This window comes from Kineococcus xinjiangensis (assembly GCF_002934625.1).
Classification (GTDB): Bacteria; Actinomycetota; Actinomycetes; order Actinomycetales; family Kineococcaceae; genus Kineococcus_A; species Kineococcus_A xinjiangensis.
On the sequence record NZ_PTJD01000016.1, the window covers coordinates 25,261 to 48,904 of the forward strand.

General features: G+C 75.8%; 22 protein-coding genes, 1 pseudogene and 1 riboswitch. Of the genes and pseudogenes, 6 read left to right on the forward strand and 17 right to left on the reverse strand.

Going from position 1 to position 23,644, the window contains the following annotated elements; genetic code table 11:
- Positions 1-11: 11 nt before the first annotated feature.
- The 3 genes and pseudogenes from nrfD to fdh form a co-directional block, all read right to left on the reverse strand.
- Complete coding sequence (gene nrfD, locus CLV92_RS18005) at positions 12-1,193, reverse strand: NrfD/PsrC family molybdoenzyme membrane anchor subunit (protein ID WP_104435074.1); 1,182 nt, start codon at positions 1,191-1,193, stop codon at positions 12-14.
- Positions 1,190-2,323: a 4Fe-4S dicluster domain-containing protein gene (locus tag CLV92_RS18010; protein WP_104435075.1), complete on the reverse strand. Its 1,134-nt coding sequence runs from the start codon at positions 2,321-2,323 to the stop codon at positions 1,190-1,192. The genes nrfD and CLV92_RS18010 overlap by 4 nt, the downstream gene beginning before the upstream one ends.
- Positions 2,324-2,503: 180 nt before the next feature.
- Positions 2,504-5,752, reverse strand: a pseudogene (fdh, locus tag CLV92_RS18015) (formate dehydrogenase); the annotation flags it as partial.
- A 231-nt stretch (positions 5,753-5,983) separates the two neighbouring features.
- Here fdh and CLV92_RS18025 point away from each other — a divergent pair.
- Positions 5,984-7,141, forward strand: a complete 1,158-nt coding sequence (locus CLV92_RS18025) for a permease (protein ID WP_104435078.1) — start codon at positions 5,984-5,986, stop codon at positions 7,139-7,141.
- 22 nt (positions 7,142-7,163) lie between these two features.
- Here CLV92_RS18025 and CLV92_RS18030 read toward each other — a convergent pair whose 3' ends face one another.
- The 5 genes from CLV92_RS18030 to gcvP all read right to left on the reverse strand — a co-directional run bounded on the left by CLV92_RS18030 (position 7,164) and on the right by gcvP (position 12,858).
- Positions 7,164-7,400: a DUF6458 family protein gene (locus CLV92_RS18030; RefSeq protein WP_104435079.1), complete on the reverse strand. Its 237-nt coding sequence runs from the start codon at positions 7,398-7,400 to the stop codon at positions 7,164-7,166.
- A gap of 155 nt (positions 7,401-7,555) precedes the next feature.
- The gene (locus CLV92_RS18035; RefSeq protein ID WP_104435080.1) at positions 7,556-8,014 is read right to left on the reverse strand and encodes a hypothetical protein; all 459 of its coding nucleotides are present in this window, start codon (positions 8,012-8,014) and stop codon (positions 7,556-7,558) included.
- Positions 8,015-8,176: 162 nt separating this feature from the next.
- Positions 8,177-9,250 carry an SPFH domain-containing protein gene (locus CLV92_RS18040; RefSeq protein ID WP_104435081.1) on the reverse strand — a complete coding sequence of 358 codons (1,074 nt, stop codon included), beginning with the start codon at positions 9,248-9,250 and terminating at the stop codon, positions 8,177-8,179.
- Complete coding sequence (locus CLV92_RS18045; RefSeq protein ID WP_104435082.1) at positions 9,243-9,761, reverse strand: NfeD family protein; 519 nt, start codon at positions 9,759-9,761, stop codon at positions 9,243-9,245. The genes CLV92_RS18040 and CLV92_RS18045 overlap by 8 nt, the downstream gene beginning before the upstream one ends.
- A gap of 160 nt (positions 9,762-9,921) precedes the next feature.
- Positions 9,922-12,858, reverse strand: a complete 2,937-nt coding sequence (gene gcvP, locus CLV92_RS18050; RefSeq protein WP_104435083.1) for an aminomethyl-transferring glycine dehydrogenase — start codon at positions 12,856-12,858, stop codon at positions 9,922-9,924.
- A gap of 94 nt (positions 12,859-12,952) precedes the next feature.
- A riboswitch (glycine riboswitch) is annotated at positions 12,953-13,074 on the reverse strand.
- 68 nt (positions 13,075-13,142) lie between these two features.
- On the opposite strand from gcvP, the gene CLV92_RS18055 reads away from it, so the two are divergent.
- The 3 genes from CLV92_RS18055 to CLV92_RS18065 all read left to right on the forward strand — a co-directional run bounded on the left by CLV92_RS18055 (position 13,143) and on the right by CLV92_RS18065 (position 15,365).
- Positions 13,143-13,916, forward strand: coding sequence for a ParA family protein (locus CLV92_RS18055; RefSeq protein ID WP_104435084.1), 774 nt, complete (start codon positions 13,143-13,145; stop codon positions 13,914-13,916).
- A gap of 124 nt (positions 13,917-14,040) precedes the next feature.
- Positions 14,041-14,694, forward strand: coding sequence for an SMI1/KNR4 family protein (locus tag CLV92_RS18060; protein ID WP_104435085.1), 654 nt, complete (start codon positions 14,041-14,043; stop codon positions 14,692-14,694).
- Positions 14,695-14,735: 41 nt separating this feature from the next.
- Complete coding sequence (locus tag CLV92_RS18065) at positions 14,736-15,365, forward strand: hypothetical protein (RefSeq protein ID WP_104435086.1); 630 nt, start codon at positions 14,736-14,738, stop codon at positions 15,363-15,365.
- A 25-nt stretch (positions 15,366-15,390) separates the two neighbouring features.
- Here CLV92_RS18065 and CLV92_RS18070 read toward each other — a convergent pair whose 3' ends face one another.
- The 9 genes from CLV92_RS18070 to clsA all read right to left on the reverse strand — a co-directional run bounded on the left by CLV92_RS18070 (position 15,391) and on the right by clsA (position 21,510).
- On the reverse strand, positions 15,391-15,957 hold the full coding sequence (locus tag CLV92_RS18070; protein WP_425433590.1) for a MerR family transcriptional regulator: 567 nt from the start codon (positions 15,955-15,957) through the stop codon (positions 15,391-15,393).
- 309 nt (positions 15,958-16,266) lie between these two features.
- A complete protein-coding gene (locus CLV92_RS18075) occupies positions 16,267-16,770 on the reverse strand; it encodes a bifunctional nuclease family protein (protein ID WP_104435088.1) in 504 nt (167 codons plus the stop codon).
- 50 nt (positions 16,771-16,820) lie between these two features.
- Positions 16,821-17,525, reverse strand: coding sequence for a transcriptional regulator FtsR (ftsR, locus tag CLV92_RS18080; RefSeq protein WP_104435188.1), 705 nt, complete (start codon positions 17,523-17,525; stop codon positions 16,821-16,823).
- Between the two features lie 68 nt (positions 17,526-17,593).
- The gene (locus CLV92_RS18085) at positions 17,594-18,133 is read right to left on the reverse strand and encodes an FHA domain-containing protein (protein WP_104435089.1); all 540 of its coding nucleotides are present in this window, start codon (positions 18,131-18,133) and stop codon (positions 17,594-17,596) included.
- A gap of 168 nt (positions 18,134-18,301) precedes the next feature.
- The gene (gcvH, locus tag CLV92_RS18090) at positions 18,302-18,688 is read right to left on the reverse strand and encodes a glycine cleavage system protein GcvH (RefSeq protein ID WP_104435190.1); all 387 of its coding nucleotides are present in this window, start codon (positions 18,686-18,688) and stop codon (positions 18,302-18,304) included.
- Between the two features lie 110 nt (positions 18,689-18,798).
- Positions 18,799-19,635, reverse strand: coding sequence for a DUF881 domain-containing protein (locus CLV92_RS18095; RefSeq protein ID WP_104435091.1), 837 nt, complete (start codon positions 19,633-19,635; stop codon positions 18,799-18,801).
- Positions 19,632-19,964, reverse strand: coding sequence for a small basic family protein (locus CLV92_RS18100; RefSeq protein WP_104435093.1), 333 nt, complete (start codon positions 19,962-19,964; stop codon positions 19,632-19,634). Before CLV92_RS18100 ends, CLV92_RS18095 begins: the two co-directional genes overlap by 4 nt.
- Positions 19,961-20,869 carry a DUF881 domain-containing protein gene (locus tag CLV92_RS18105; RefSeq protein WP_211291255.1) on the reverse strand — a complete coding sequence of 303 codons (909 nt, stop codon included), beginning with the start codon at positions 20,867-20,869 and terminating at the stop codon, positions 19,961-19,963. The genes CLV92_RS18100 and CLV92_RS18105 overlap by 4 nt, the downstream gene beginning before the upstream one ends.
- Positions 20,866-21,510 (reverse strand): cardiolipin synthase ClsA, encoded by a 645-nt coding sequence (gene clsA / locus CLV92_RS18110; RefSeq protein ID WP_104435096.1) that lies wholly within the window; start codon positions 21,508-21,510, stop codon positions 20,866-20,868. Before clsA ends, CLV92_RS18105 begins: the two co-directional genes overlap by 4 nt.
- 213 nt (positions 21,511-21,723) lie before the next feature.
- Between clsA and CLV92_RS18115 the strand changes: the two genes are divergently transcribed.
- Positions 21,724-21,960, forward strand: a complete 237-nt coding sequence (locus CLV92_RS18115) for a hypothetical protein (protein ID WP_104435098.1) — start codon at positions 21,724-21,726, stop codon at positions 21,958-21,960.
- A 92-nt stretch (positions 21,961-22,052) separates the two neighbouring features.
- Positions 22,053-23,627, forward strand: coding sequence for an HAD-IIIA family hydrolase (locus CLV92_RS18120; RefSeq protein ID WP_342762363.1), 1,575 nt, complete (start codon positions 22,053-22,055; stop codon positions 23,625-23,627).
- Positions 23,628-23,644: the final 17 nt, after the last annotated feature.

Sequence of the window (23,644 nt, forward strand, 5' to 3'; positions counted from 1 at the left end):
CGCCTCCTGGGTCAGACCACGGGGATGTCCTGCGGGGTGTCGCTGCGCGCCGGCCGGCCCTGGGCCAGGCGCTCCCGCTGCGGCACGACGACGTACTTCGGGTCCTTCGTGGAGTGCACGCCGGCCTCGAACACGGCCATGCGGGTCAGCAGGGAGCCGGCCATCAGCGCCGCTCCGGAGGCGGCGCAGGCGAGGCGGGAGCGCCGTCCGAGCCAGGCCCCCGCGACGCCCGCGACCGTGAGCGCCCGCGCGGCCCGCAGGTACCGGCCCGGGCGCCCCTGCACGTAGGGCTCGCTGAGCAGGCCGTGCCCGTGCTCGACGCGGTGGGCCGCCGTCAGCTCCAGGCACGCCCCGAGCAGGGCCGCCCGCCGCGCGGGACCGACCTCGCCGGTGCGGCCGAGGACGAGGGCCGCCCCGGCGCTCGCCGCGAGCGCGCTGCCGGCGAAGACGAACGGCAGCTCCCGGTGCACCTCGTGCCACGAGGGCACGGCGGTGTCCGCGAACAGCACAGCGGTGTAGGTGGCCAGCAGGGGCGCCACCACGGCCGCGCCCGCACCGGCCGCCGACGCCGCGGGCGGGGCGCAGCGGCGGAGGAGGCCGAGGACGCCACGGTCGGGCAGCAGCGGCGCCGCCTCCAGGACGGCCGCGGCACCCGCCAGCGGCCCGTAGGCGGTGAGGATCCAGGTGCCCACGGACATCGGCGACGTCGGCTTCGCCACCCGCAGCATGTTGTAGAACCGCTCAGGACGGCCGAGGTCGATGATGAGGAAGTACGCGCTGGCGCCCAGCGCGCCCAGGGACGTCAGGCGCAGGCCGCGGCGGACGGAGACCTCCCCGCGGGCGTCGGCGACGACGGCCAGCATCGAGGAGCCCGCGGCCAGCCCGCCCGTGAAGAGGTAGTAGGCGATGTCGTGCGTCCAGATCGGCGGCTTGAGGATGGGCTGCCCGTAGTAGGAGCGGAACTCCGCCTCCGGAACCACCGCGTGCACGTCGCCGCGGCGCTTGCGGCGGCCGGCGCGGCCCTTCTCGCGGCGGCCCATGCCGGCCTCCCACATCCGCGCCGCCTGACCGCCCACGGGATCGGTGCGGGTGGGGGTGTGCCCGGCGGGCTCGCCCCCGGGTTCCCGCGTCGGGCTCGGCTGCGTCGCGGGACCCGCGGAGCCCTCGGGCCGGGTGCCGTTCGCCCCGCTCATCGCCGCCCCACCGCCGAGGCCAGGACGCCGAGGACCATCGCACCGGCCGCCACGGCCATCGTGCGGTACATGTCCGGCAGGTCGCGGGTGGTGACGACCGGGTCCGGCGGCAGGCCGTAGACCTCCGGCTCGTCGAGGAGCAGGAAGAACGCCCCGTCGCCGCCGACGCCGTCGTGCGGGTCGTGCCCGTACAGCCGTGCCTCGGTCACGCCGACGTCGTGCAACTGCTGCCGGCGGCGCTCCGCGCGCTCGCGCAGCTCGTCGAGGTCACCGAACTGGATGGACTCCGTCGGGCAGGCCTTCGCGCAGGCGGGCGTCTCGTCGGCCTTGAGCCGGTCGTAGCAGAGGGTGCACTTCCACGCCCGCCCGTCGCTCTCCCGGCGGTCGATGACGCCGTAGGGGCAGGCGGAGACGCAGTAGCCGCAGCCGTTGCAGATGTCCTCCTGCACGACGACCGTGCCGAACTCGGTGCGGAAGAGCGAGCCCGTGGGGCAGACGTCGAGGCAGGCGGCGTGCGTGCAGTGCTTGCAGACGTTGGACGCCATCAGCCAGCGCACGTCGGAGCGGCCCTCGCGGTCCGGCAGCGCACCGGGCGCGTGCATGCCCGGCATCCCGAGCAGCTTCGTCCCCGCCCCGGCCCCGGCCGCGGCGCTCGCGGCGGCGGAGCTCTTCGAGCCGCAGCCGCCCCCACCGCCGGAGCACCCGCAGCCGCCACCCGCGGCGGCCTCCGCCACCGGTTGGCCCCCGGGAACCCCGGTGCCCAGCCGCGACGCCTCCTCCAGCGCGTCGATCCCCGCTGCCGCCACCGCCGCGGCGTAGCCGGTGCCGCTCGGGCCGGTCGGGAGCTCCGCGAACGGCGCCCCCTTGTTCCCGATCGGGCGGGACTGCTCCACGAAGTGCACCGCGCGCCAGGAGTCCGCCCCCAGGCCGCCGGTGTTGTCGTAGGAGGTGCCGAGCAGGTCGATGCCGTCCTCCGGCACCAGGTTCCACTCCTTGCAGGCCACCTCGCACGCCTTGCACCCGATGCACACCGACGTGTCGGTGAAGAAGCCCTTCCGCGACGGCGGGGCGTCGTAGCCCGCGTCGACAGCGGGATCCACGGGGCCGTAGAGACTGTTCGCCGAGACCATCTAGCGCTCCCCCTCGTCCCCGCCGACCGGCGTCTTCTGGTCCTGCGCGGTCCCGCGCTCCCAGTGGTGCTCCACCGACGTGAACTCGTCCACGTCCTCCGGCGCGGCCCCGGTGCCGATGCCGGTGCGGCCCCCCTGGGCCTGCTCTTCGCGGTCCTTCCCGGCCGGGTGCAGGTACTCGTCGGTGACGGCCACCGTGCCCGTCGCCATCGAGACGTGCCCCTTGCGCCGGTACTCGTCCACCAGCGCCAGCATGTCCCGCCCCCGGGGCCGGCGGCCGGGCCGCAGGTCGCAGGTGCCCGCCTTGAACTCCTGGATGTGCACGTTCGGGTCCAGGGTCAGGTGCGGCAGGTCGTTGACGACGTCGCCGCTGGTCAGACCCCCCGGGCCCCAGTGGAACGGCAGCCAGATCTGGTGCACCACCCGGTCCTGGATGCGCAGCGGCGCGAGCCGGTCGGTGACCATCACCCTCGCCTCGACGACGGCGCGGGCGGTGATGACGTGCGCCCACTCCATGTGCCGCAACCCGCGCTCGGCCGCCAGTTCCGGCGAGACCTCCATGAACAGCGCCGGCTGCAGCTCCGCCAGGTAGGGAAGGTACCGGCTCATCGCCCCGGCCGTGTGGTGCTCGGTGAGCCGCGACGTGGTCCACACGTACGGGAACACCTCGCTGCCCGGCTCCGGCGGGCTCGGGTGCATCTCGTTGAGGTGGTGGGTGTACATCTGCCGCGCGGGGTTCTGCTGCTGGCCGTAGAGGGAGTTGCGGAACGGCGACTCCCCCGGCTCGTAGTGCGCGGGCAGCGGGCCGTCGAGGACGCCCTTGGGCGCGAACAGCCAGGCCTTGCCGTCGGCCTGCATGATGAACGGGTCGTCGCCGGCGAGGGCGTCGGCGCCGCTGGAGCCCGGTTCGGGGCGGTACGACGGGGGCTTGGTGACCTGGAAGTCGGGCACGTCGTCACCCACCCAGCGGCCCTGCTCCTCGTCCCACCACACCAGCGCCTTGCGCTCGCTCCAGGGCTTGCCCTCGGGGTCGGCGGAGGCGCGGTTGTAGAGGATGCGGCGGTTCATCGGCCAGGCCCAGCCCCACTCCGGCGCGTGCAGGCCCTGCTCCCGGCCGGGCTTGCGCCGCGCGGCCTGGTTCACCCCGTCGGCGAACACGCCGGCGTAGATCCAGCAGCCGCCCGAGGTGGTGCCGTCGGCGCGCATGCCCGTGAACCCGGGCAGCAGCTCGCCGCTGGTGAGGTCGTAGCCGTTGATCTCCTTCAGGACGGTCTCGGCGTCGGGCTCCTGCGTCGGCCCGTGCACCGGGTAGTCCCACGTCAGGTCGAGCAGGGCGCGGTCGCGGGGGTCGTCGGAACCCGCCAGCCGCTCCCGCATCCGCCGGCCCAGGTGGTAGAAGAACCACAGCTCGGAGCGGCAGTCGTCGCGGGGGTCGACAGCCTTCTCCCGCCACTGCAGCAGCCGCTGCGTCTGGGTGAAGGTGCCCTCCTTCTCCGTGTGGGAGGCGGCGGGCAGGAAGAACACCTCGGTGCGGCACTCCTCGGGCACGATCTCGCCCGTCTCGACCTCGGGGGCGTCCTTCCAGAACGTGGCGCTCTCGATCATCATGAGGTCGCGCACGACGAGCCAGTCCAGGTTGGCGAGGCCGATCCGCTGGGCGCGCCCGTTCGCCGAACCCACCGCGGGGTTCTGCCCGAGCAGGAAGTACCCGAAGATCTTCCCGCCCTCGATCATGTCCATGACCTGGGCGTACGTGCCGTGGTCGCCGTCGATCCGCGGCAGATGGTCGAAGCAGTAGTCGTTCTCCGCCGTCGCCGCGTCCCCGTAGTACGCCTTGAGCAGACTGACCGCGTAGGCGTCGGCGTTGCCCCAGAAGCCCTTCTGCCCCTCGCCCTTGATCGTGTCGATGTAGGTGGCGAGGTCCGGGTGCTTGTGGGCGTGCGGCATCGGCAGGTAGCCGGGCAGCAGGTTGTACAGGGTCGGGATGTCCGTCGAGCCCTGGATGCTGGCGTGCCCGCGCAGCGCCATGATGCCGCCGCCGGGGCGGCCCATGTTGCCGAGCAGGAGCTGCAGGATGGCGCCCGTGCGGATGTACTGCACGCCCGTGCCGCGCTGCGTCCAGCCGACGCTGTAGACGAGGGCGGTGGTGCGCTCGCGGCCGGAGTTGGAGATCCACGCCTCCGCGACCTCCTCGAAGAGGTCGCGCGGGATGCCGCACATCTCCTGCACCATCTCGGGCGTGTAGCGGGCGAAGTGGCGCTTGAGGATCTGCCACACGCAGCGCGGGTGCTCCAGCGTCTCGTCGCGGCGCACCTCGTGGTGCTCCAGCGCGGCGCCGGCGGAGCCGAGCTGCTGGCCCTCCTCGCTCTCGCGGGTGCGGTCGGTCTCCTCCTCCTCGTCGCCGCCGCCCTCGTGGCCCTCGTACTGCCAGGACGTCGTGTCGTAGGTGCGGGTCTCGGAGTCGAAGCCGGAGAACAGCCCGTCCAGGTCCTCCGTGTCGGCGTAGTCCTCCGACACGATCCACGAGGCGTTGGTGTACGCACGGACGTACTCGGCGAACTCCCGGCCCTGGCTCAGGACGCGGTTGATGACCGCGCCCAGCAGGACGATGTCGGACCCGGAGCGGATCGGCACGTACGTGTCCGCCAGCGCGCTGGTGCGCGTGAAGCGGGGGTCGATGTGGATGACCTTGGCGCCGCGCGCCTTGGCCTCCATCACCCACTGGAACCCGACGGGATGGCACTCGGCCATGTTCGAGCCCTGGATGACGATGCAGTCCGCGTTGCTCAGGTCCTGCAGGTCACCCGTCGCACCACCGCGACCGAACGAGGCTCCCAGACCGGGAACCGTGGCGGAGTGTCAAATGCGGGCCTGGTTCTCCACCTGGATCGCGCCCATGGCGGTGAACAGCTTCTTGATGAGGTAGTTCTCCTCGTTGTCCAGGGTCGCGCCGCCGAGGCTCGCGACGCCCCGGGTGCGGCGCAGGAACCGCCCCTCGGAGTCCTTCTCCTCCCAGCCCCGCCGCCGGGCGTCCAGCACCCGGTCCACGATCATGTCCATCGCGGTGTCGAGGTCGAGGTCCTCCCACTCCGTCGCGTACGGGCGGCGGTAGCGGACCTTCGTGGCGCGCTCGTCCCCGGTGACGAGCTGCTTGCTGGCCGAGCCCTTGGGGCACAGCCGGCCGCGCGAGATGGGGCTGTCCGGGTCGCCCTCGATCTGCACGATCCGCTCGTCCTTGACGAAGACGCGCTGCCCGCAGCCGACGGCGCAGTAGGGGCAGACGGAGCGCGCGACGCGGTCGGCCGTCACGGTGCGCGCGTCCAGGGCCTTGGAGCGGCCGGACTGCGCGGCGGCACCGCGCCCGAGCGGATCGGAACCCGTGAGCTGCCGGTACACCGGCCAGCCCTCGATCCAGGTGCGCACGCCCATCGCGGACCTCCTGCAGCGGTGCGGAAGGCGCTCGTCGTCTCCGGCGCCGTCGCTGCGCGCAAGTCTGGCGCAGCGCGGCTGATCTCGCAGCCCGGCGCGCCGGGCGGTCGCGGACGCGGGCCCGGCGGGGGCGGCCAGGGCGGGTGCCCCGGAGCCTGCGCGCGGCCACGGTAGCGTGACCGGCACCCGCTGGGGACGGTGGCGGGCTCGGACCTCCCGGGGAGCACCTGCATGAGCCGCCGCACGGACCACCGCACGAGCGCCACCGCACCGGAGCGCGCCGCGCCACGGGGCACCGCCCCGGAGGGCGCAGCACCTCCCGGTCTGCGCCCCGCGCTGGTGGGCGCCCTGGTCTTCCTCCTCCTCGCCGCCGCGCTGCTGCTGTGGTCGAAGTGGGACCCCTACTCCCGCCGCGTGGTCGAGCTGAGCGCGAGCGGTACCTGGGCGGGCAGTTCCGTGCTCGCCACCGCGGGCGTCGAGCCGGGCGCCGCCCCGAGCCTGCGGGCGGGCTGGGCGTTCCTGCTCGGCTACACCGCCGCCGTCTGGAAGGCCGTGGTCGCCGGGCTGGTCATCGCCGCCGCGGTGCAGACGCTCGTGCCCCGGCGCTGGCTGCTCGGCGTGCTGTCCCGCCGCTCCGACGCCGGGAGCGCGCTCGTCGGCGGCCTGCTGTCCACCCCGTCGATGATGTGCACCTGCTGCACGGCACCCGTCGCCGGTGCCCTGAGGCGCAGCGGGGTCCCCACCGCCGGGGCGGTGGCGTACTGGCTGGGCAACCCCCTGCTCAACCCCGCGGTGCTCGTGTTCCTCCTGCTGGTCGCCCCCTGGCAGTGGGCGGCCGTGCGCGCCGGGGTGGGGGCGCTGGTCGTGGTGGGCGGCAGCGTCCTCGTCGCGCGGCTGACGACCCCCCGCCTCGACCCCGCGTCGGCCGCCGCGGTGGTGGCGGCCGTGCCGAGCGCAGGCGACGACGCCCGGGACGAGGACCCCGCCGGCGCGGCGGGGCGCTTCGCGCGCAGCCTGCTGCGCACCTCCGCCGTGGTGGTGCCCGAGTACGCCGTCGTCGTCTTCGCCGTGGGCTGCTTCAGCGGCTGGCTGTTCCCGCTGGGGCAGTCGGCGCAGTCGTGGGGGGCGCTGGCCCTCCTCGCAGCCCTGGTGCTCGGCACCCTGCTCGTGATCCCCACCGCCGGGGAGATCCCGCTGGCCCAGGGGCTGGCCGCGGCGGGCGCCGGGGGCGCGGTCGTCGGGGCCCTGCTCATCACCCTGCCGGCGCTGAGCCTGCCGTCCATGGCGATGGTCGCGCGCGCGCTGACGTGGCGGGTGACGTTGCTGGCCGCGGCCGTCGTCGTCGCCGGCGGGGCGCTCGCCGCGGGCCTGCTGCCGCTGCTGTCCTGAGGGCGGCGGCTCCCCGGGCGGCTCAGACCTCGTCGACGGTGGTGCGCCGCATGCCGTGGCCGACGGGCTCGGTGTAGCTGCTGCTGACCCGGCGCCGGCGCGGGGCGAAGAAGGCCAGCTCCAGCAGCAGGCCGAGGCCACCGACGACCATGAGGATGACGCCGACCGTGGACAGGTCGATGCCGCTGACGTCGAGCGTCACGGCGAAGGTGAGGATCGCCCCGAGGGCGATGAGGACGATGGCGGATCCGAGACGCACGGGGACCTCCTGGAGTCGTCGGGCGGTGCCTTCCGGACCCCAGGCTGACGCGGCCCGCGTCGCGGCGCGCGCCGGTGGGCGGCCGAACGGGTGAGGCTGGTCCGTTGCCGGGGCGGCCGGCGCGAGCGGCCGGCGCGAGCCATCGGTGCGGCGGGTCAGCGCCGGCGCGGGCGGCCCGCGGCGGCGGCGTCGAGGCGCCGCTGCAGCTCCGCCGCCAGTTCCCGCGAGGCCCTCGCCAGCTCCTCGGCGCGCTCGTCGGGGTCCCCACCGCTGCGCCGCGGGGCGGCCGAGGCCACCGGCGCGCTGCGGGCGCGGCGCAGGACGTCCTCGTTGAGCGCGGCCAGCAGCCGCCAGTCCTCCGCCTCCGCGAGCGGGCTGCCCGCGAGCCGGGCGAGCATGTGCACGGCGACCAGGGGGTCGAGGCGCTGCGGGGGCTCGGCGGCGGCGCGCTCGGCGACCCAGGTCACGCGCGCCCACCAGGCGTCGCGGTCGGTCTCCCGCCGCCGCTGCCGGGCGGCCGAGCGGGCCACGAGCGCGGCGATGACGGCGGCCACGACCGCGCCGAGGGCGCCGAAGCCGGAACTGAGCACGAACTCCCACCACGCGCTGCGCATGCGCCCACCCTGCCGTGCCGGTGCGACAGCCCGTCAGGGTCCCTCCCGCATCCGCGCCGGCACCCCTCACGCGCAGCGGACCCCCGACGCGCAGAGGACCCCCGACGCCGTCCGCACCGGAGGGGCTGCGGCGGAGGGGGTCCTCGGCGAGGATGCGGGCGGTCAGCCGCCGCTGGCGGTGCGCTGGGCGCCCTCGGCGGCGCGGGTCGCCCCCGCCGCCTCCGCCCGCGCCCGCCGCAGCGCCTCGACGGGGTCCTCCAGCGTGGGCACCTCGAAGTCCGGTGCCGGGTGCTGCTCGCTCGGGCGGCGGGACTGCTGCGGCCGCTGGTCGGAGGTCCCCGGCGCCTGCACCTGTGAGCCCCCGTGCGCGTTGAACATCGACCCGAAGCCCTTGAGCGCGTCGTTCAGCTCGCTCGGCACGATCCACAGCTTGTTCGCGTCGCCCTTGGCGATCTGCGGCAGCATCTGCAGGTACTGGTACGCCAGCAGCTTCGGGTCCGGGTCGCCGCGGTGGATCGCGTCGAAGACCTGCCCGATGGCCCGCGCCTCACCCTGCGCCCGCAGGATCGCCGCCTGCGCCTGCCCCTCCGCGCGCAGGATCGACGACTGCTTCTCGCCCTCCGCGGTGAGGATCTGCGACTGCTTCAGGCCCTCGGCGTTGAGGATGGCGGCGCGCCGGTCGCGCTCGGCGCGCATCTGCTTCTCCATCGAGTCCTGCACGCTGTGCGGCGGGTCGATGGCCTTCAGCTCCACGCGGTTGACGCGGATGCCCCAGCGGCCCGTGGCCTCGTCGAGCACCCCGCGCAGCTGCCCGTTGATCTGGTCGCGGCTGGTGAGCGTCTGCTCCAGGTCGAGGGAGCCGATGACGTTGCGCAGCGTGGTGACGGTGAGCTGCTCGATGCCCTGGATGTAGTTGGCGATCTCGTACGTCGCGGCCTTCGGGTCGGTCGGCTGGTAGTAGATGACCGTGTCGATGCTCACGACGAGGTTGTCGGAGGTGATGACGGGCTGCGGCGGGAAGGAGACCACCTGCTCGCGCAGGTCCACCACCGCGCGCGGCTTGTCGATGAACGGCACCAGGATGTTCAGGCCGGCGTCCAGCGTCCGCGAGTAGCGCCCCAGCCGCTCCACGATGACCGCGGAGGCCTGCGGCACGATGCGGATCGTCTTGGCGATGGCGGCCACGACCAGGATGGCGAGCAGGACGAGCACGACCGGGCCGATGACATCACCCATCAGCTTCCCTCCTCGGGATGTTCGGGGGCGCCGGACGGACGTCCGGCGCGGGCGGGGCGGCGGAGGCCGGGCCCACGACGGCGGTGGCGCCGTCGATGGCCGTGACCACCACCTCCTCGCCGGGGGCGAAGGCGGCTCCGGGCGCGGACCGCGCGGTCCACGCCTCCCCCGCCAGCTTCACGAGGCCCCCGCCGGCGGTGACCTCGGAGATGACCCGGGCGGAGCGCCCCACGAGCGCGGCGGCCCCGGTGGCCACCTCCGGCATGCGCAGGCGGCGCAGCAGCACGGGGCGCACCGTCCCGGCGAGCAGCAGCGCCGACGCCAGCGCCACGAGGACCTGGCCGACCGCCCCGAGGCCCAGCCCCGCGGCCGCGGCGCCGCCCAGCGCCCCGCCGGCCAGCATCAGGAAGACCAGGTCGAGGCTGAACAGCTCCAGGATGCCCAGCGCCAGCGCCGCGGCCAGCCACAGCCACCACGACTGGTCCAGCAGCGACTCGAACCACTCGCCCACGCCGCCCACCTCCCGCCACCGGCACGCCCTGCGGTGATCCTAGGCACGTGCGATCACTCTCGGTTGCACAACGGGGCGGAAACCGTCTCCGGTTCCCGCCCCGTCGCGTCGCGGCTCAGCCCTGCGCGAGTCGGCCCTGCGCCAGTCGGCCCTGCGCGAGTCAGCCCTCCGCGAGCTCGTCCAGCGGCGGGCAGGAGCAGACGAGCTGCCGATCCCCCGCGGCGCCGTCGATGCGGCGCACCGGCACCCAGTACTTCCGGCGCGGGTCCAGCCCGGCCGGGTAGACGGCCTCGGCGCGGGTGTACGGGTGCTCCCACTCCCCCGTCAGGCACGCGGCCGTGTGCGGTGCGTGGCGCAGCGGGCTGTCCGCCACGGCCCAGCGGCCCCGCTCGACGTCCCGGACCTCCTCGCGGATCGCGAGCATGGCGTCGCAGAAGCGGTCCAGCTCCTCCAGGTCCTCGCTCTCCGTGGGCTCGACCATGAGGGTGCCCGCCACCGGGAACGACATCGTCGGGGCGTGGAAGCCGTGGTCGATGAGCCGCTTGGCGACGTCGTCGACGCTGACGCCGGTCTCCTTCGTGATCCGGCGCAGGTCGAGGATGCACTCGTGCGCCACGAACCCGCCGGGGCCGGCGTAGAGCACCGGGTAGGCGTCGCGGAGGCGGGCGGCGACGTAGTTGGCCGACAGGATCGCCTGCTCGGTGGCCTCCCGCAGCCCGTCGGGGCCCATCAGCCGGATGTAGGCCCAGGAGATCGGCAGGATGCCCGCGGACCCCAGCGGCGCGGCCGAGACCGGGCCGACACCCGCGCGGGCGGTCTCCTCGTCGAGGGTGGTGGCGGGCAGGAAGCGCGCCAGGTGCTCCCGCACCGCGACCGGCCCCACCCCGGGACCGCCCCCGCCGTGGGGGATGCAGAACGTCTTGTGCAGGTTGAGGTGCGACACGTCCGCCCCGAAGCGGCCCGGGCGGGCGATGCCGACGAGGGCGTTGAGGTTCGCGCCGTCGACGTAGACCTGCCCGCCCGCGTCGTGCACCAGGGCGCAGAGCTCCTCCACCGACTCCTCGAACACCCCGTGCGTCGACGGGTAGGTGATCATGATGCCGGCGAGGACGTCGCGGTGGGCCTCGACCTTCGCGCGCAGGTCGTCCATGTCGACGTTGCCGTTGTCGTCGCAGGCCACCACGACGACGCGCAGGCCGGCCATCACCGCGCTGGCGGCGTTCGTGCCGTGCGCGGAGGACGGGATGAGGCAGACCGTGCGCTGCTCGTCGCCGTTGGCGCGGTGGTAGGCGCGGATCGCCAGCAGCCCCGCGAACTCCCCCTGCGACCCGGCGTTGGGCTGCAGCGACACCGCGTCGTAGCCGGTGACCTCGGCCAGCCAGCGCTCCAGGTCGGCGACCAGCGCCCGGGTGCCCTCGAGCTGCTCGGCCGGGGCGTACGGGTGCAGGTCCGCGAACTCCGGCCACGACACCGGCTCCAGCTCGGTGGTGGCGTTGAGCTTCATCGTGCAGGAGCCCAGCGGGATCGCACCGCGGTCGAGGGCGTAGTCGGCGTCGGAGAGGCGGCGCAGGTAGCGCAGCATCGCCGTCTCCGAGCGGTAGCGGGAGAACACCGGGTGGGTCAGGTACCCGGAGGTGCGACGCAGCGCCGGGGGCAGGGCGTCTGCGCCGTCGGAGCCCTCGGAGGCGTCGGCGTCGAGCCCGAAACCGGCCAGCGCCGCGGCCACGTGCCGCGCCTCGGTGGTCTCGTCGCAGCTGAGGGCGACGTGGTCGGCGTCCACCCGGCGCAGGTTCACCCCCGCCGCCAGCGCCCGCGCCACCACTTCGCCGGCTCGGCCGGGGACCCGGGCCAGCACCGTGTCGAAGAACTCGTCGTGCACGACCTCCACGCCACCCGCGCGCAGGGCCGCCGCGATCCCGGCCGCGGTCGAGGCCACCCGGGAGGCGATGGCGCGCAGGCCCTCCGGGCCGTGCCACACCGCGTACATCCCGGCCATCACCGCCAGCAGCACCTGCGCGGTGCAGATGTTGCTGGTGGCCCGCTCCCGCCGGATGTGCTGCTCCCGGGTCTGCAGGGCCAGGCGGTAGGCGGGGGCGCCGTCGGCGTCCTTGGACACGCCCACCAGGCGCCCCGGCAGGGAACGGGCGAGGTCCTTGCGCACGGCCATGAACGCCGCGTGCGGGCCACCCGCGTACATGGGCACCCCGAAGCGCTGGCTGGAGCCGACCGCGACGTCCACGCCGATCTCCCCCGGCGGGCGCAGCAGCGTCATCGCGAGCAGGTCCACCGCCGCCGCGACGAGGGCGCCGCGCTCGTGCGCCGCCCGCACCAGCGGCTCGTGGTCGCGCACCGCCCCGCTCGTGCCGGGGTACTGCAGCAGCAGCCCGAACACGCCGCGCTCGCCCACCTCCGCGAGCGGGTCGGCGGCGTCGACGTCCACGAGCAGCAGGTCGATGCCCAGCGGCACGGCCCGGGTGCGCAGCACCGCCAGCGTCTGCGGCAGCACGTCGGAGTCCACCGCGAACACCGCGCCCTCGGGAGCCTTGGACACCCGGCGCGCCAGCGTCATCGCCTCCGCCGCGGCGGTCGCCTCGTCCAGCAGCGACGCCCCGGAGATCTCCAGTCCCGTCAGGTCCGCCACGGCCGTCTGGAAGTTGAGCAGCGCCTCCAGGCGACCCTGGGAGATCTCCGGCTGGTACGGGGTGTAGGCGGTGTACCAGGCAGGGCTCTCCAGCACGTTGCGCCGGATCACCGCGGGGGTGCGGGTGCCGTGGTACCCGGCGCCGATCATCGAGGGCACCACCGTGTTGCGCGCCGCCAGCGCCCGCAGCTCGGCGGTCACGACGTGCTCACCGGCGGCCGCGGGCAGCTCCAGTGCCGGGGCGCCGCGCACGTCGTCGCGGATGCCGGCGGGCACGGCCCGCTCGACGAGCTCGGCGAGGGAGGCCGCGCCCACGACGGCCAGCATGCGCTCGCGCTCGGCGAGGCGCGGGCCCAGGTGGCGGTCGGCGAAGCGCTCCACGGCGGCGGGAGCCGCGGCGGGACGACCCGGCGCCTCGTCGCTGGGGGTGGCGGGACGGTCGGCGGTCGTCGTCATGAGGTCTCCGTCGCTCGGGCGGCAGCCGGCGCGGGCAGCGCCGGGCGGACCTCCCCGTCTGTCGCGCCGCGGTGTCGCGGCACTTCAGAGCGGCCTGATCCGCGCGGTCCGGGCGCCTGAGAGGTTCCGGGGAGGGTTGCCCCTTCGGCGCCCCGCTCGACCCAGCCACCGGGGGCGGCTGGTGGGCGTCGGCGGGGGCTCTCCCGCGCGGGGTTGACGGCCGAGGCAAGGGTAACCGAGGAAGGCGGGCTTCCCCTGTCCCGCAGGGCAGTACCCTGTGCGTGATGATCGTCCTCAGCGTCTGCAGCCTCAAGGGCGGCGTCGGCAAGACGAGCGTCACCCTGGGTCTGGCTGCGGCAGCGCTGCGTCGCGGGATTGCGACACTCGTGGTGGACCTGGACCCGCAGGCGGACGCCACCAGCGGTCTCGACGTCACCGCACGGCGCCCCCACGACCTCGCCGCGGTGCTCGCCACCCCCAAGCGCAAGGTCGTCGACGGCGCTGTGGCCCCCAGCGGCTGGGCCGGGGACCACCCGGGGCAGCTCGACGTCCTCGTCGGCTCCGGCTCCTCCGCGCTGCGCGACGACCCGGAGGTCACCGGCCGCGCGCTGCAGGTGCTCTCCACCGCCCTGCGCAAGGCACCCGAGCACGACCTGGTGCTGCTGGACTGCCCGCCGTCGCTGGGCGCGCTCACCCGCTCCGCGTGGGCGTGCAGCGACGCCGCCCTGGTGGTCTCCGACGCCGGCCGCTTCTCCGTCGCCGCGGTGGACCGCACCCTGCGCGAGCTCGCCGCCCAGGACGGTGCGGCGCGCCCCCTGGGCGTCGTGGTCAACCGCTACCTGCCCCGCTCCCCGGAGCAGCGCTTCCGCCACGACGAGCTGCGCGAGCTCGTCGGCGAGCTGCTGCTGCCCCCCGTTCCGGAGCGGGCGGCGATCCAGCAGGCGCAGGGGGCGGGCGTTCCGCTGCACGCGCTGCGCGGCGCGGCCGCGCGCGAGCTGTGCGCGACGTTCGACGACCTGCTGGGGCGCGTGCTCGCCGTCTCACCGGCCGGGCGGTGACGGCTTCGGGAGGTGATCGCGGGCTGGCGGTGCGGGCCCCGGCTCACCTACGGTGGCGAGCTGGGGGTGCTCACGGAGCGTGACGATACGGACCGGTGGTGACGAGGCGGATCAAGGGGGTTCCATGGCGGTCGGTGACCCCTCCTCCGTGCCGGACGGCGTGAGCGTGTCCTCCGTGCCGGACGGGCTGAGCGTGCAGGAGAGCGAGACGCACGACGAGGCAGCCGAGGTGCTGCACCGCGTCGCCGACCTCTACGCCCAGTGGTCCCGGGTCGGCGCCGACATCGCCACCCGGCTGCGCTCCGGCGCCGACGACTGCGACCTCGCCGCCGCCGAACGGGCCCTCGGTGCCGAACTGCCACCCGGAGCGCGCGCGTGGTTCTGTGCCGTCGACGGCGTCGAGCCCGTCCGCAGCCGCTTCCGCTCCTCCTCCCCCACCGTCGGCCCCGGCCGCTGGGTGCCGCTGTCGTTGGCAGCGGCGGTGCGCCGGGTGCAGGAGCGCAGCCCGCGGGACTTCGGCGGGCGGCTGCCCCTGTTCGCCCGCGACGAGCAGTTCCTCGCGGTGCGGCTCGACCGCGCCGAGAGCATCGTCGACCAGCTCATGCTCGACGACCCCGGCGAGGAGTTCGCTCTCGGCTGGGCCGTGCACCTGCCCACGCTGCTGGAGGCCTGGGCCAACGCCCTCATCGCCAGTGTCGTGTGGCTGCCGGACACCCACGACTGGGTCGTCGACCCGTTCTCCGCGCGCGCCCTGCGCCACGGGCACCTGCTGGACTAGGGCCGGCCCGACGCGGGCTGCGGCACCACTACAGTCGCACCGTGCTCCGCCCGTCCCCCGCCCTGCTGGGCTCCACGCTGCTGGGCGCCGTGCTGCTGACCGGCTGCACCGCAGCGCCCACCGGCCCCGCGGCGGCCGTCGGCGAGGAGGAGGCCCGCGAGCGCGTCGCCCACGTCGTCGACCTGGCCGCGCAGCGCACCCCCGAGGCGATGGTCGCGCTCTGCGAGCGCAACGACGACTGCATCGGCATGTCCGGCGGCGCGCACCACTCCCCCGACCTCGCGCCCGGCCCGGACCGCGCTCCGCAGGTGCTCTGCACCGTCGGCGTGCCCGCCACGCCGTCCCAGGCCGGTTCCCGCCTCGTGGTCCTCGACGGCGTCGACGGCCACGGCCGCCCGTACGTCACCCACGTGCTCGTCGAGCGTGACGAGGACGGCCTGGAGGTGCAGGAGCCCGCGTTCTGGCTGGGGATCCGCTACACGGGCCTGCAGCCGGGCAGGGCGTGGAGCGGTGGCAGCGGCCTGGCCGAGGAGGACCTGGAGCGCCACAACGACGCGGCGCGCAGGGCCTGCACGGACACCACCGACTGGGTCGTCGAGGTCAGCGGCGGCAGGGTGAGCGCGGCAGACGTCTCCCCGGCCTCCCGCGGCAGCGACGCGGCCCGGTCCTGACGCACCGGCCGCGGCAGCGCGACGGTCAGCCGGCCTCGCGGGCGCGGCGGCGGTTGCTCAGCTCGTCCACGGTCTCCAGCGGCACCTCGGGCGCCCGGTGGTCCGCGGGGCGCTCGCTCGGGAACGAGGCCAGCGTGCCCTCCAGCTCACGCCACACCCGGCCCACCGCGATGCCGAACACGCCCTGCCCGCCCTGCACGAGGTCGATCACCTCGTCGGGGGACGTGCACTCGTAGACGCTGGCGCCGTCGCTCATGAGCGTGATGCGGGCGAGGTCCTCCACACCGCGCTCCCGCAGGTGCATCACCGCGGTGCGGATCTGCTGCAGGGACACCCCCGTGTCGAGCAGGCGCTTGACGACCTTGAGGACGAGGACGTCGCGGAAGCTGTACAGGCGCTGGGAGCCGGACCCGGCCGCCGAGCGGACGCTGGGCTCGACAAGGCCGGTGCGGGCCCAGTAGTCCAGCTGGCGGTAGGTGATCCCCGCGACCCGGCACGCGGTCGGGCCCCGGTAGCCCACCTCGGCGTCGAGGCCTACGACGGGGGCGTGCAGGGGCACCTCGGGAGCCCCGGCCCGCTCGGCGGCGGGCAGCACGTCGGGGCGCGGGGCCCCGTCCTCGCCCGACACCCGGGGTCCTGCTGTCACGTCGCCGCCACCAGTCACGCCGGCCTCCTCGTCATCGTCGCCACCGGTCGGGCTGGAATCCCGCGCGGCCAGGTGCCGCACGCCCCCTGGCCGCGGCCCGCTGACGGACCATGAACCGAGGGAGCACGGTGGTGACGCTCTGCACAGACGTTAGGGGTGAGTCAAGGGGTCGTCAACGACAACCGCATCCGACACGCCGCGTGTCGCGGCCAGTCGGTGCGCACGACCGTTCCGGCTCCGGGCGGGAGAGACGCCTCACCGCGCGGGCGGTTCCTCGCCGGTCTCCTCCGGGCCCGCGGCCTCGAAGTCCTCCGGCGTGATGTGGTCGAGGAACTCGCGGAACTTCTCGACCTCGTCCTCGTCCTCGTCCGGAACCGGGACGCCGCCCGCCTCGAGGACCTCCTCGGCGCCCACGATGGGGCAGCCGACCCGCAGTGCCAGGGCGATCGCGTCGGAGGAGCGCGAACTCACGCGCAGGTCCCCGTCGAAGACCAGCTCGGCGTAGTAGACGTTGTCCTGCATCGCCACGATCCGGACCTCGACCAGCGTGCGACCCAGGGCGGTGATCACGTCGCGGAGGAGATCGTGCGTCAGTGGCCGGGGTGGCACCACCCCTTGCTGGGCGAACGCGATCGCGCTCGCCTCGGGGGCGCCGATCCAGATGGGCAGGTACCGGTCTCCGTTGCGCTCCCGCAGGAGCACGATCGGGTTGTTCGAGGGCATCTCCACCCGGACCCCGATGACGTCGAGCTCGCGCACGCCCTCACGCTACCCCCGATCCGCCGCGACGGCGCCCGAGGGCGCGCCGCTCAGCCCGTCAGGCGGTGCACTCCGCTGGCCACGAGCGCCGTGTGCAGCCGCACGCACAGCGCGGCGATGTCCCGGGCCGCCTCCCCCGCACGGGCGGCCACCTCACCCTGCCGCTGCCGCTGCAGCGGGGCCACGACCTGCTCGACCAGCGCCAGCTCCCGGTCCGCCGCCGTGCGGAAGGTCCGCAGGTGGCGCGCCTCGATGCCGAACGCCGCCAGACCGGCCGCCGCCCGCACCACCTCCAGCGCCTCGCCGTCGAACCACGGCCCACCCGGCTCCGCGGAGACGATGCCGAACGTCTCCAGCGCCTGCAGCAGCTCCTCGTCCGCGCCGGAGTCGCGCAGCAGCTCGCCTCGGGTGATGCGCAGCCGCGCAGCCCGCGAGGAGAAGCGCTCGACGCCGTCGTCCGCACCGCCACCACCCGGGCGCGGCACGACCGGAGTCGCACCCGGCAGCGCCGGCGGCTCGAAGCCGCGGTCGAGAGCCTCCAGGTGCTCCTTGATGACCTTGAGCGGCAGGTAGTGGTCGCGCTGGGCGCCGAGGACGTAGCGCAGCCGCTCGACGTCGGCCTCGGAGAACTTCCGGTACCCGGCGGGGGTGCGCTCCGGCTCGACCAGGCCCTGTTCCTCCAGGAACCGGATCTTGGAGATCGTCACGTCGGGGAAGTCCCCCGACAGCTGCGCCATCACCTCGCCGATCGTCATCGTCGGCCGCGAGGCGGCCCCGGCGACGGCGACGGGCCGGGACCCCTGCGGGCGGCCGGCCGCCGCCGTCACCGCCCCGACCCGCCGGCGGGCGGGGGCCCTGCGTGCCTGCCGGCGTGGAAGACCATGCGGAACTTGCCGATCTGGACCTCGTCGCCCGTGCGCAGCACCTTCTCGTCGATGCGCTCGCGGTCGACGTAGGTGCCGTTGAGGCTGCCGACGTCGACGACCCGGAAGGTCACGCCCTCGCCCCCCTCGTCACGGACGAACTCGGCGTGCCGACGGGAGACCGTGACGTCGTCGAGGAAGATGTCGCTGCTCGGGTGCCGGCCCGCCGACGTGCGCGGCGCGTCGAGCAGGAAGCGGGCCCCGGCGTTGGGGCCGCGGCGCACGACGAGCAGCGCGGAGTCCGGCGGGAGCGCGTCGACGGCCAGCTGGTCGTCGCTGGACAGCTCCCCGTCGACCGACTCGACGACCTCGCGCGGGACGAGCCCGGCGAAGGACATCGTCGTCTCGACCCCGCTGCGGTCGTCCCCGTGACCGGCTCCGGCCGGCGGCCGCGCGCCCGGGCCGTCCGGCTCGACCGCTCCGCCACCTGACGGCGACATGGCACCACCTCTCGGAACAGAACCCCTGGTGTGACCGGCCCCCCGGCCGCCCGGCGACAGCACTCGACGATCACCGGTTCCAGACTAGCCGCGGGGCTCGCCGCGGCTCCACAGAGGATCGGCAGGACCCCCGAGGGGAGCAGTCCCCGGGCGCCCGGCCGGGCGGGCTCAGCCCGCGTGGGCGGTGTAGTCCTCCGCGCTCAGCAGGCCCTCGACCGCGGAGGCGTCGTCCGGGCGCAGTGTGAACATCCACCCCTCGCCGTAGGGGTCCGCGTTCACGAGGTCGGGGCGCGTCTCCAGGCCCGGGTTGTGCGCGAGCACGGTGCCCGCGACCGGGGCGGTGATCTCGCTGACGCTCTTGGTCGACTCGACCTCGCCGCACGCCGCGCCCGCGGCCACGGTCTCCCCCTCGGCGGGCAGGGAGACGTAGACGACGTCGCCCAGCGCGGACTGCGCGTAGTCGGTGATGCCGACGGTGAGGGTGCCGTCCTCCTGGACGCGCACCCACTCGTGCTCGCTGGTGTAGCGCAGCTCGGCGGGCACGTCGGACGACATGGCGGCTCCCAGGGGACTCGCGGGTGGTTCGGGCGGCACGTGCCGAGGAACCGTACCGCCCTGCGCCGACGGGTCGCAGCCCGCCCGCGCCGCGGCCCGGCCGGGGCCGGTCAGGGGCCGGGCGCCGGCGGCACCGGGGTGGCCCACCGCAGGTCGGGCGCCGGTCGCACGGCCGTCACCTCGACCCGCTCGGAGGGGGTCACCGTCGCTGTCCCGCCCCGCGAGCGCACCCCCTCCAGCACGCCGCCGGGGATGTCGAGCGCGGGCGCCAGGGTGTCGGGGTCGCCCACGGCCGTCAGCTCGTACGGGGGGCGCAGCTGCTGCCCGTCCACCAGCACGCCACCACCGGGCGCGTCGGCGAGGGCCGTGGAGGCCACCACCCGCACCGGGCCCAGCTGCAGGGCCTCCGCGCCCGCGTCGCGCAGCTCCTGCACCGCGTCCAGCAGGGTGCCGGCGCGCACGGTCCCCGCGGCGTCCTCGATCCGCAGCACGATCCCCGGCCCCTGCGCGGCTACCGTCCCTGCCAGCAGCGAGTACGTCACCAGCCGCTGCCGTGCCGCGCGGGCCGCGGCCTCCGCGCCGTCGCCGCCGGCGGTCAGCTCCGAGCGGGTGCGCTCCAGCCGCCGCGCCTCCTCCTCCAGCCGCTCGGAGCGGTCGGAGGTGTCGGAGAGGATGCGCACCAGCTCGCTCTCGCTGAGCTCCTCCAGCCCCTGCGCCTGCGTCTGCCGGACCTGCGCCACCACGGCGAAGCCCAGCAGGGCGCTGAGCACCCCCGCGAGCACCTGCCCCCGCGTCGCACGGGGGCGGGCGGCGCGCGCCAGCCGCGCCCAGGCGGAGCGCCGCGGCGGGCCGGGCGCGGGGACCGCCGAGCCGCCGGGCCCGGGATCGCCGGGGCCAAGGTCGCCGGGACCGGCTGCGCCGGTGGGCTCGCCCGTGCCGGGGCTCATGCCGAGAGGAGGTGGCGGCGGATCGAGGCGGCGTTGGAGAAGATCCGCACCCCGAGGACGACGACCACGCCCGTGGACAGCTGCGCCCCCACGCCGAGCTGGTCGCCGAGGTAGACGATGAGGCCCGCCACCACGGCGTTGCTCGCGAACGACGTCACGAACACCCGGTCGTCGAAGATGCCGTCGAGGACGGCGCGCAGGCCGCCGAAGACCGCGTCCAGCGCGGCGACCACCGCGATCGGCAGGTACGGCTGCAGCGCCAGCGGCACCTCCGGGCGCAGCAGCACCCCCGCCACGATGCCGACGAGCAGGCCCAGTGCCGCGATCACGAGCGTCCCTCCCCCGAGGCGTCGACCGGGGGCGACGGTAGCGCGCCCGCAGCGGGCGGGGCGCCGGGCGGCTGCGCCAGCCGCAGGCCCACCGTGTCCGCCGCCGGCAGCAGCAGCTCGTCGCGGCGGGTGATGCTCACGCCGATGCCGTAGTTGTCCTCCAGCGCCCGCAGGTAGCTGCCGGCCGGCGACGCCGCCAGACCCGTCTGCAGGGCGGCGGGGTCACCCACCGCCTCCACCTCGTACGGCGGGACCAGCGGCCGGTAGTTGACCAGGACGGCCGCACCGGCGGAGCGGATCGCCGACAGGGCCGTGAGCCGCTGCCCGTCCACCGCCACCGCCTCCGCGCCCGCCGCCCACAGGCCGTTGACGAGGAGCTGCAGGTCCCGGTCCACCACCCGGCCCTCCGTGGCCTCCCCGGCGGCGTCGGCTGCAGCGTCGGCCAGGACGACCTCCAGGCCCGGGCCCGTGACGGGCAGCGCCCCGACGGCCGGCGCGAGGGCGTCGGCGCGCTCCGCGTCAGCGGCCGCGCCCGCGCCCGCCACCCTCGACTGCAGCCGCTCGTTCTCCGCGCGCAGCCGCGCGGTGGCCCCCGCCAGCGCGTCGGCGGCCGCGGTGCGCTCCTCCACCCGTTGCAGCAGCTCCTGCCGCCCGCGGTCGGCGTCGGGCCGCCCCGCCGCCGCCACCTGCGCCGCCGTGACCAGCAGCGCCCCCAGCAGCGCCGCCAGCACGCCCGCCGCCAGGGCCGAGGACCGCCGCGCCCCACCGGTGGCCCCGCCCGCCGCCCGCCGCCGCGCCGCCGCCTCGTAGCCGGGGTCCAGCGGGTGGTCCATCACGTCGGTCAGCAACCGCATGCTGGCGTCGCGCGGCGGCGACCCCGCTCCCCGTCCGGGCAGCCCGCTCACGCGCCGTGGGACCTCTCCGCCACCACCAGCGCCCGCACCTGACGCACGTAGAGGAACCCCGCCCACCAGTAGAGCCCCGTGCCCCACAGCGCGAACGCCCAGCCCAGCGACCCGGCCACCGTGGACAGCGCGGGGACCACCTCCCCCAGCAGCAGCAGCGGAAAGGCGTAGAGCAGGCAGAACGTGCCGAGCTTGCCGAGGAAGTGCACCGGCGGCGGGCCGTGGCCGACGCTGGCGAGGAAGGGCACGGTGGCGGCGAGCAGCACGTCGCGGGCGACGAGGACGGCGACCAGCTCCCACGGCACCAGCCCGCGGTAGGCGAGGCCGAGCAGCGCGGCGAGGATGTAGAGGCGGTCGGCGAAGGGGTCGAGCAGCTGCCCCAGCCGGGTGACCTGCCCCCACTTCCGTGCCAGGTGGCCGTCGAGGAAGTCGCTGGCGCCGCTGACGGCCAGCAGCACCAGCGCCCAGGCGTCCTCCTCGACCAGCACCAGGACCGCGAAGACGGGCACCAGGAGCAGCCGCAGGAAGCTGAGCACGTTGGGCAGGGTGAGGACCCTGTCGCTGACCTCCGAGGAGCCGGCCGGGGAGCCGGGCACGGACCTGCCCGCGAGCGCGGAGCCGTCGGCCGCGTCGGTTCCCATCTCCCCTCCTCCTCCGGCGGACCGCTCCGCCCCAGCACGATCGGCACCGCCGGGCCGGCCCGGAACACGCCTGACGGCCTGGCCGGGCGGCCCCCGGATCTCTCTGGCAGCCTACGTCGGAGCCGGCGGGAGGGGGCTCGGCAGCCCCCTTCCTGCCGCCGGCGCCGGACCGCCCGCGCACCGCCGGGCGGTGCCGCTCGACGGAAGGCAGCCATGCGCGTCCTCGGTGTGAACGCGGTCGTCCACGACCCCTCGGCGGCCCTGGTCGTCGACGGCGAGGTCGTGACGGCAGCGGAGGAGTGCTCCAGCCGGCGCGAGCACGGCGAGCGCCCGGTGGTCGGCCACCCCCGCGACGCCCTGGAGCTGTTCGGCGCCGCCCCCGTGGACGCCCTCGCCCCGGGACCGCAGCCGGTGCGCCGGTCCACGTTCGCCGACCGGGCGAGCGCGTGAGCGCGGGCCCGGCCGGCGCCACCCCGCCCGTCCCCGCCGGGCGGCAGGGACGGCGGGGACGACACGTCGCCGCGGCGTCGGCGCGCTACTGCGTGGTCGTGCCCACGGTGGGCCGGCCCGGCCTGGCGCGCCTGCTGACGACGCTGGTGGGGCAGGAGGGCCCCGCCCCCGTGCAGGTCGTCGTGGTCGACGACCGCCCCACCGACCCGGGGACCCGCGACGGAGCCTCCCTCAGCGGACGGCGCGCGGACCCCGCGCAGGACCCGTGCGAGCGGGCCTGTGCGCAGGCGCGCGAGGCGGGGCTCGACGTGCTGCTCGTCCGCTCCGGCGGGCGCGGTGCCGCGGCGGCGCGCAACGCGGGGTGGCGGCGGGCGCGCACCGAGTGGATCGTGTTCGTCGACGACGACGTGGAGCTGCCCGCCGGCTGGGCGCGGGCCCTCGCGGCCGACCTGGCCGACTGCCCCGCCGACGTGGGCGGCGTGCAGGGCCGGCTGGTGGTGCCGCTGCCGCAGGGGCGGCGGCCGACGGACTGGGAGCGCGGCACCGCCGGCCTGGAGACAGCGGCGTGGATCACCGCGGACATGGCGTACCGGCGCGAGGCCCTCGTCGACGTCGGCGGCTTCGACGAGCGCTTCCCCCGCGCCTTCCGGGAGGACTCCGACCTGGCGCTGCGCGTGCAGGACGCCGGGTGGCGGCTGGTGCGCGGCGAGCACACCTCCGTGCGCCCGGTCCGGCCCGCCGACGACCTCGCCAGCGCCCGCCAGCAGCGCGGCAACGCCGACGACGTCCTGATGGGCGCCCTGCACGGCCCGCGCTGGCGGCAGCGCGCCGAGGCGGCGGTGGGCCGACTGCCCTGGCACGCGGTGACCGTCGCCGCAGGGGCCGGGACGCTGGCCGCCGCGGCGACCGGGCGGCGTCGGGTCGCGGCGGTGGCCGCGGCGGGGTGGCTGGGGCTGACGGCCGATTTCGCGTGGCGGCGCATCGCGCCGGGTCCCCGCAGCGGCGACGAGGTGCGCCGGATGCTGCTCACGAGCGCGCTCATCCCGCCGCTGGCGGTCTGGCACCGCCTGCGCGGGGAGCTGGCGTGGCGGGGGCCGGGGCGCCCCGCGTCCTGGCCGCCGCCGGTGCGGGCGGTGCTCTTCGACCGCGACGGCACCCTCGTGCACGACGTCCCCTGCAACGGCGACCCGGACCTGGTCCGGCCGGTGGACGGAGCGGCGGAGGCGCTGGCGCGGGTCCGCGCCGCGGGGCTGGCCACGGCGATCGTCAGCAACCAGCCGGGCGTCGGCCGGGGGCTGCTGACGACCGCGCAGGTCGACGCGGTGAACGCCCGCGTCGAGGAGCTGCTCGGCCCGTTCGACGCCGTCGTGTACTGCCCCGACGGCCCCGACGCGCCGTCCCCGTACCGCAAGCCCGAGCCGGGCATGGTGCTGGAGGCGGCCCGTCGCCTCGGGGTGACACCGGCGGAGTGCCTGCTCATCGGTGACATCGGCGCCGACGTGGAGGCCGCGTTGGCCGCCGGTGCCCGCGCGGTGCTGGTGCCGACGCCGCTGACCCGCCCGGAGGAGGTGGAGGCGACCGCGGCCGTGGTGGGCTCGCTGCCCGAGGCCGTGGACCTGGCGCTGGCCGTCGCGCCACCCGCCCGGCAGTCCGGGGGGCGGCGGTGAGCGGCGCGGTTCGGCAG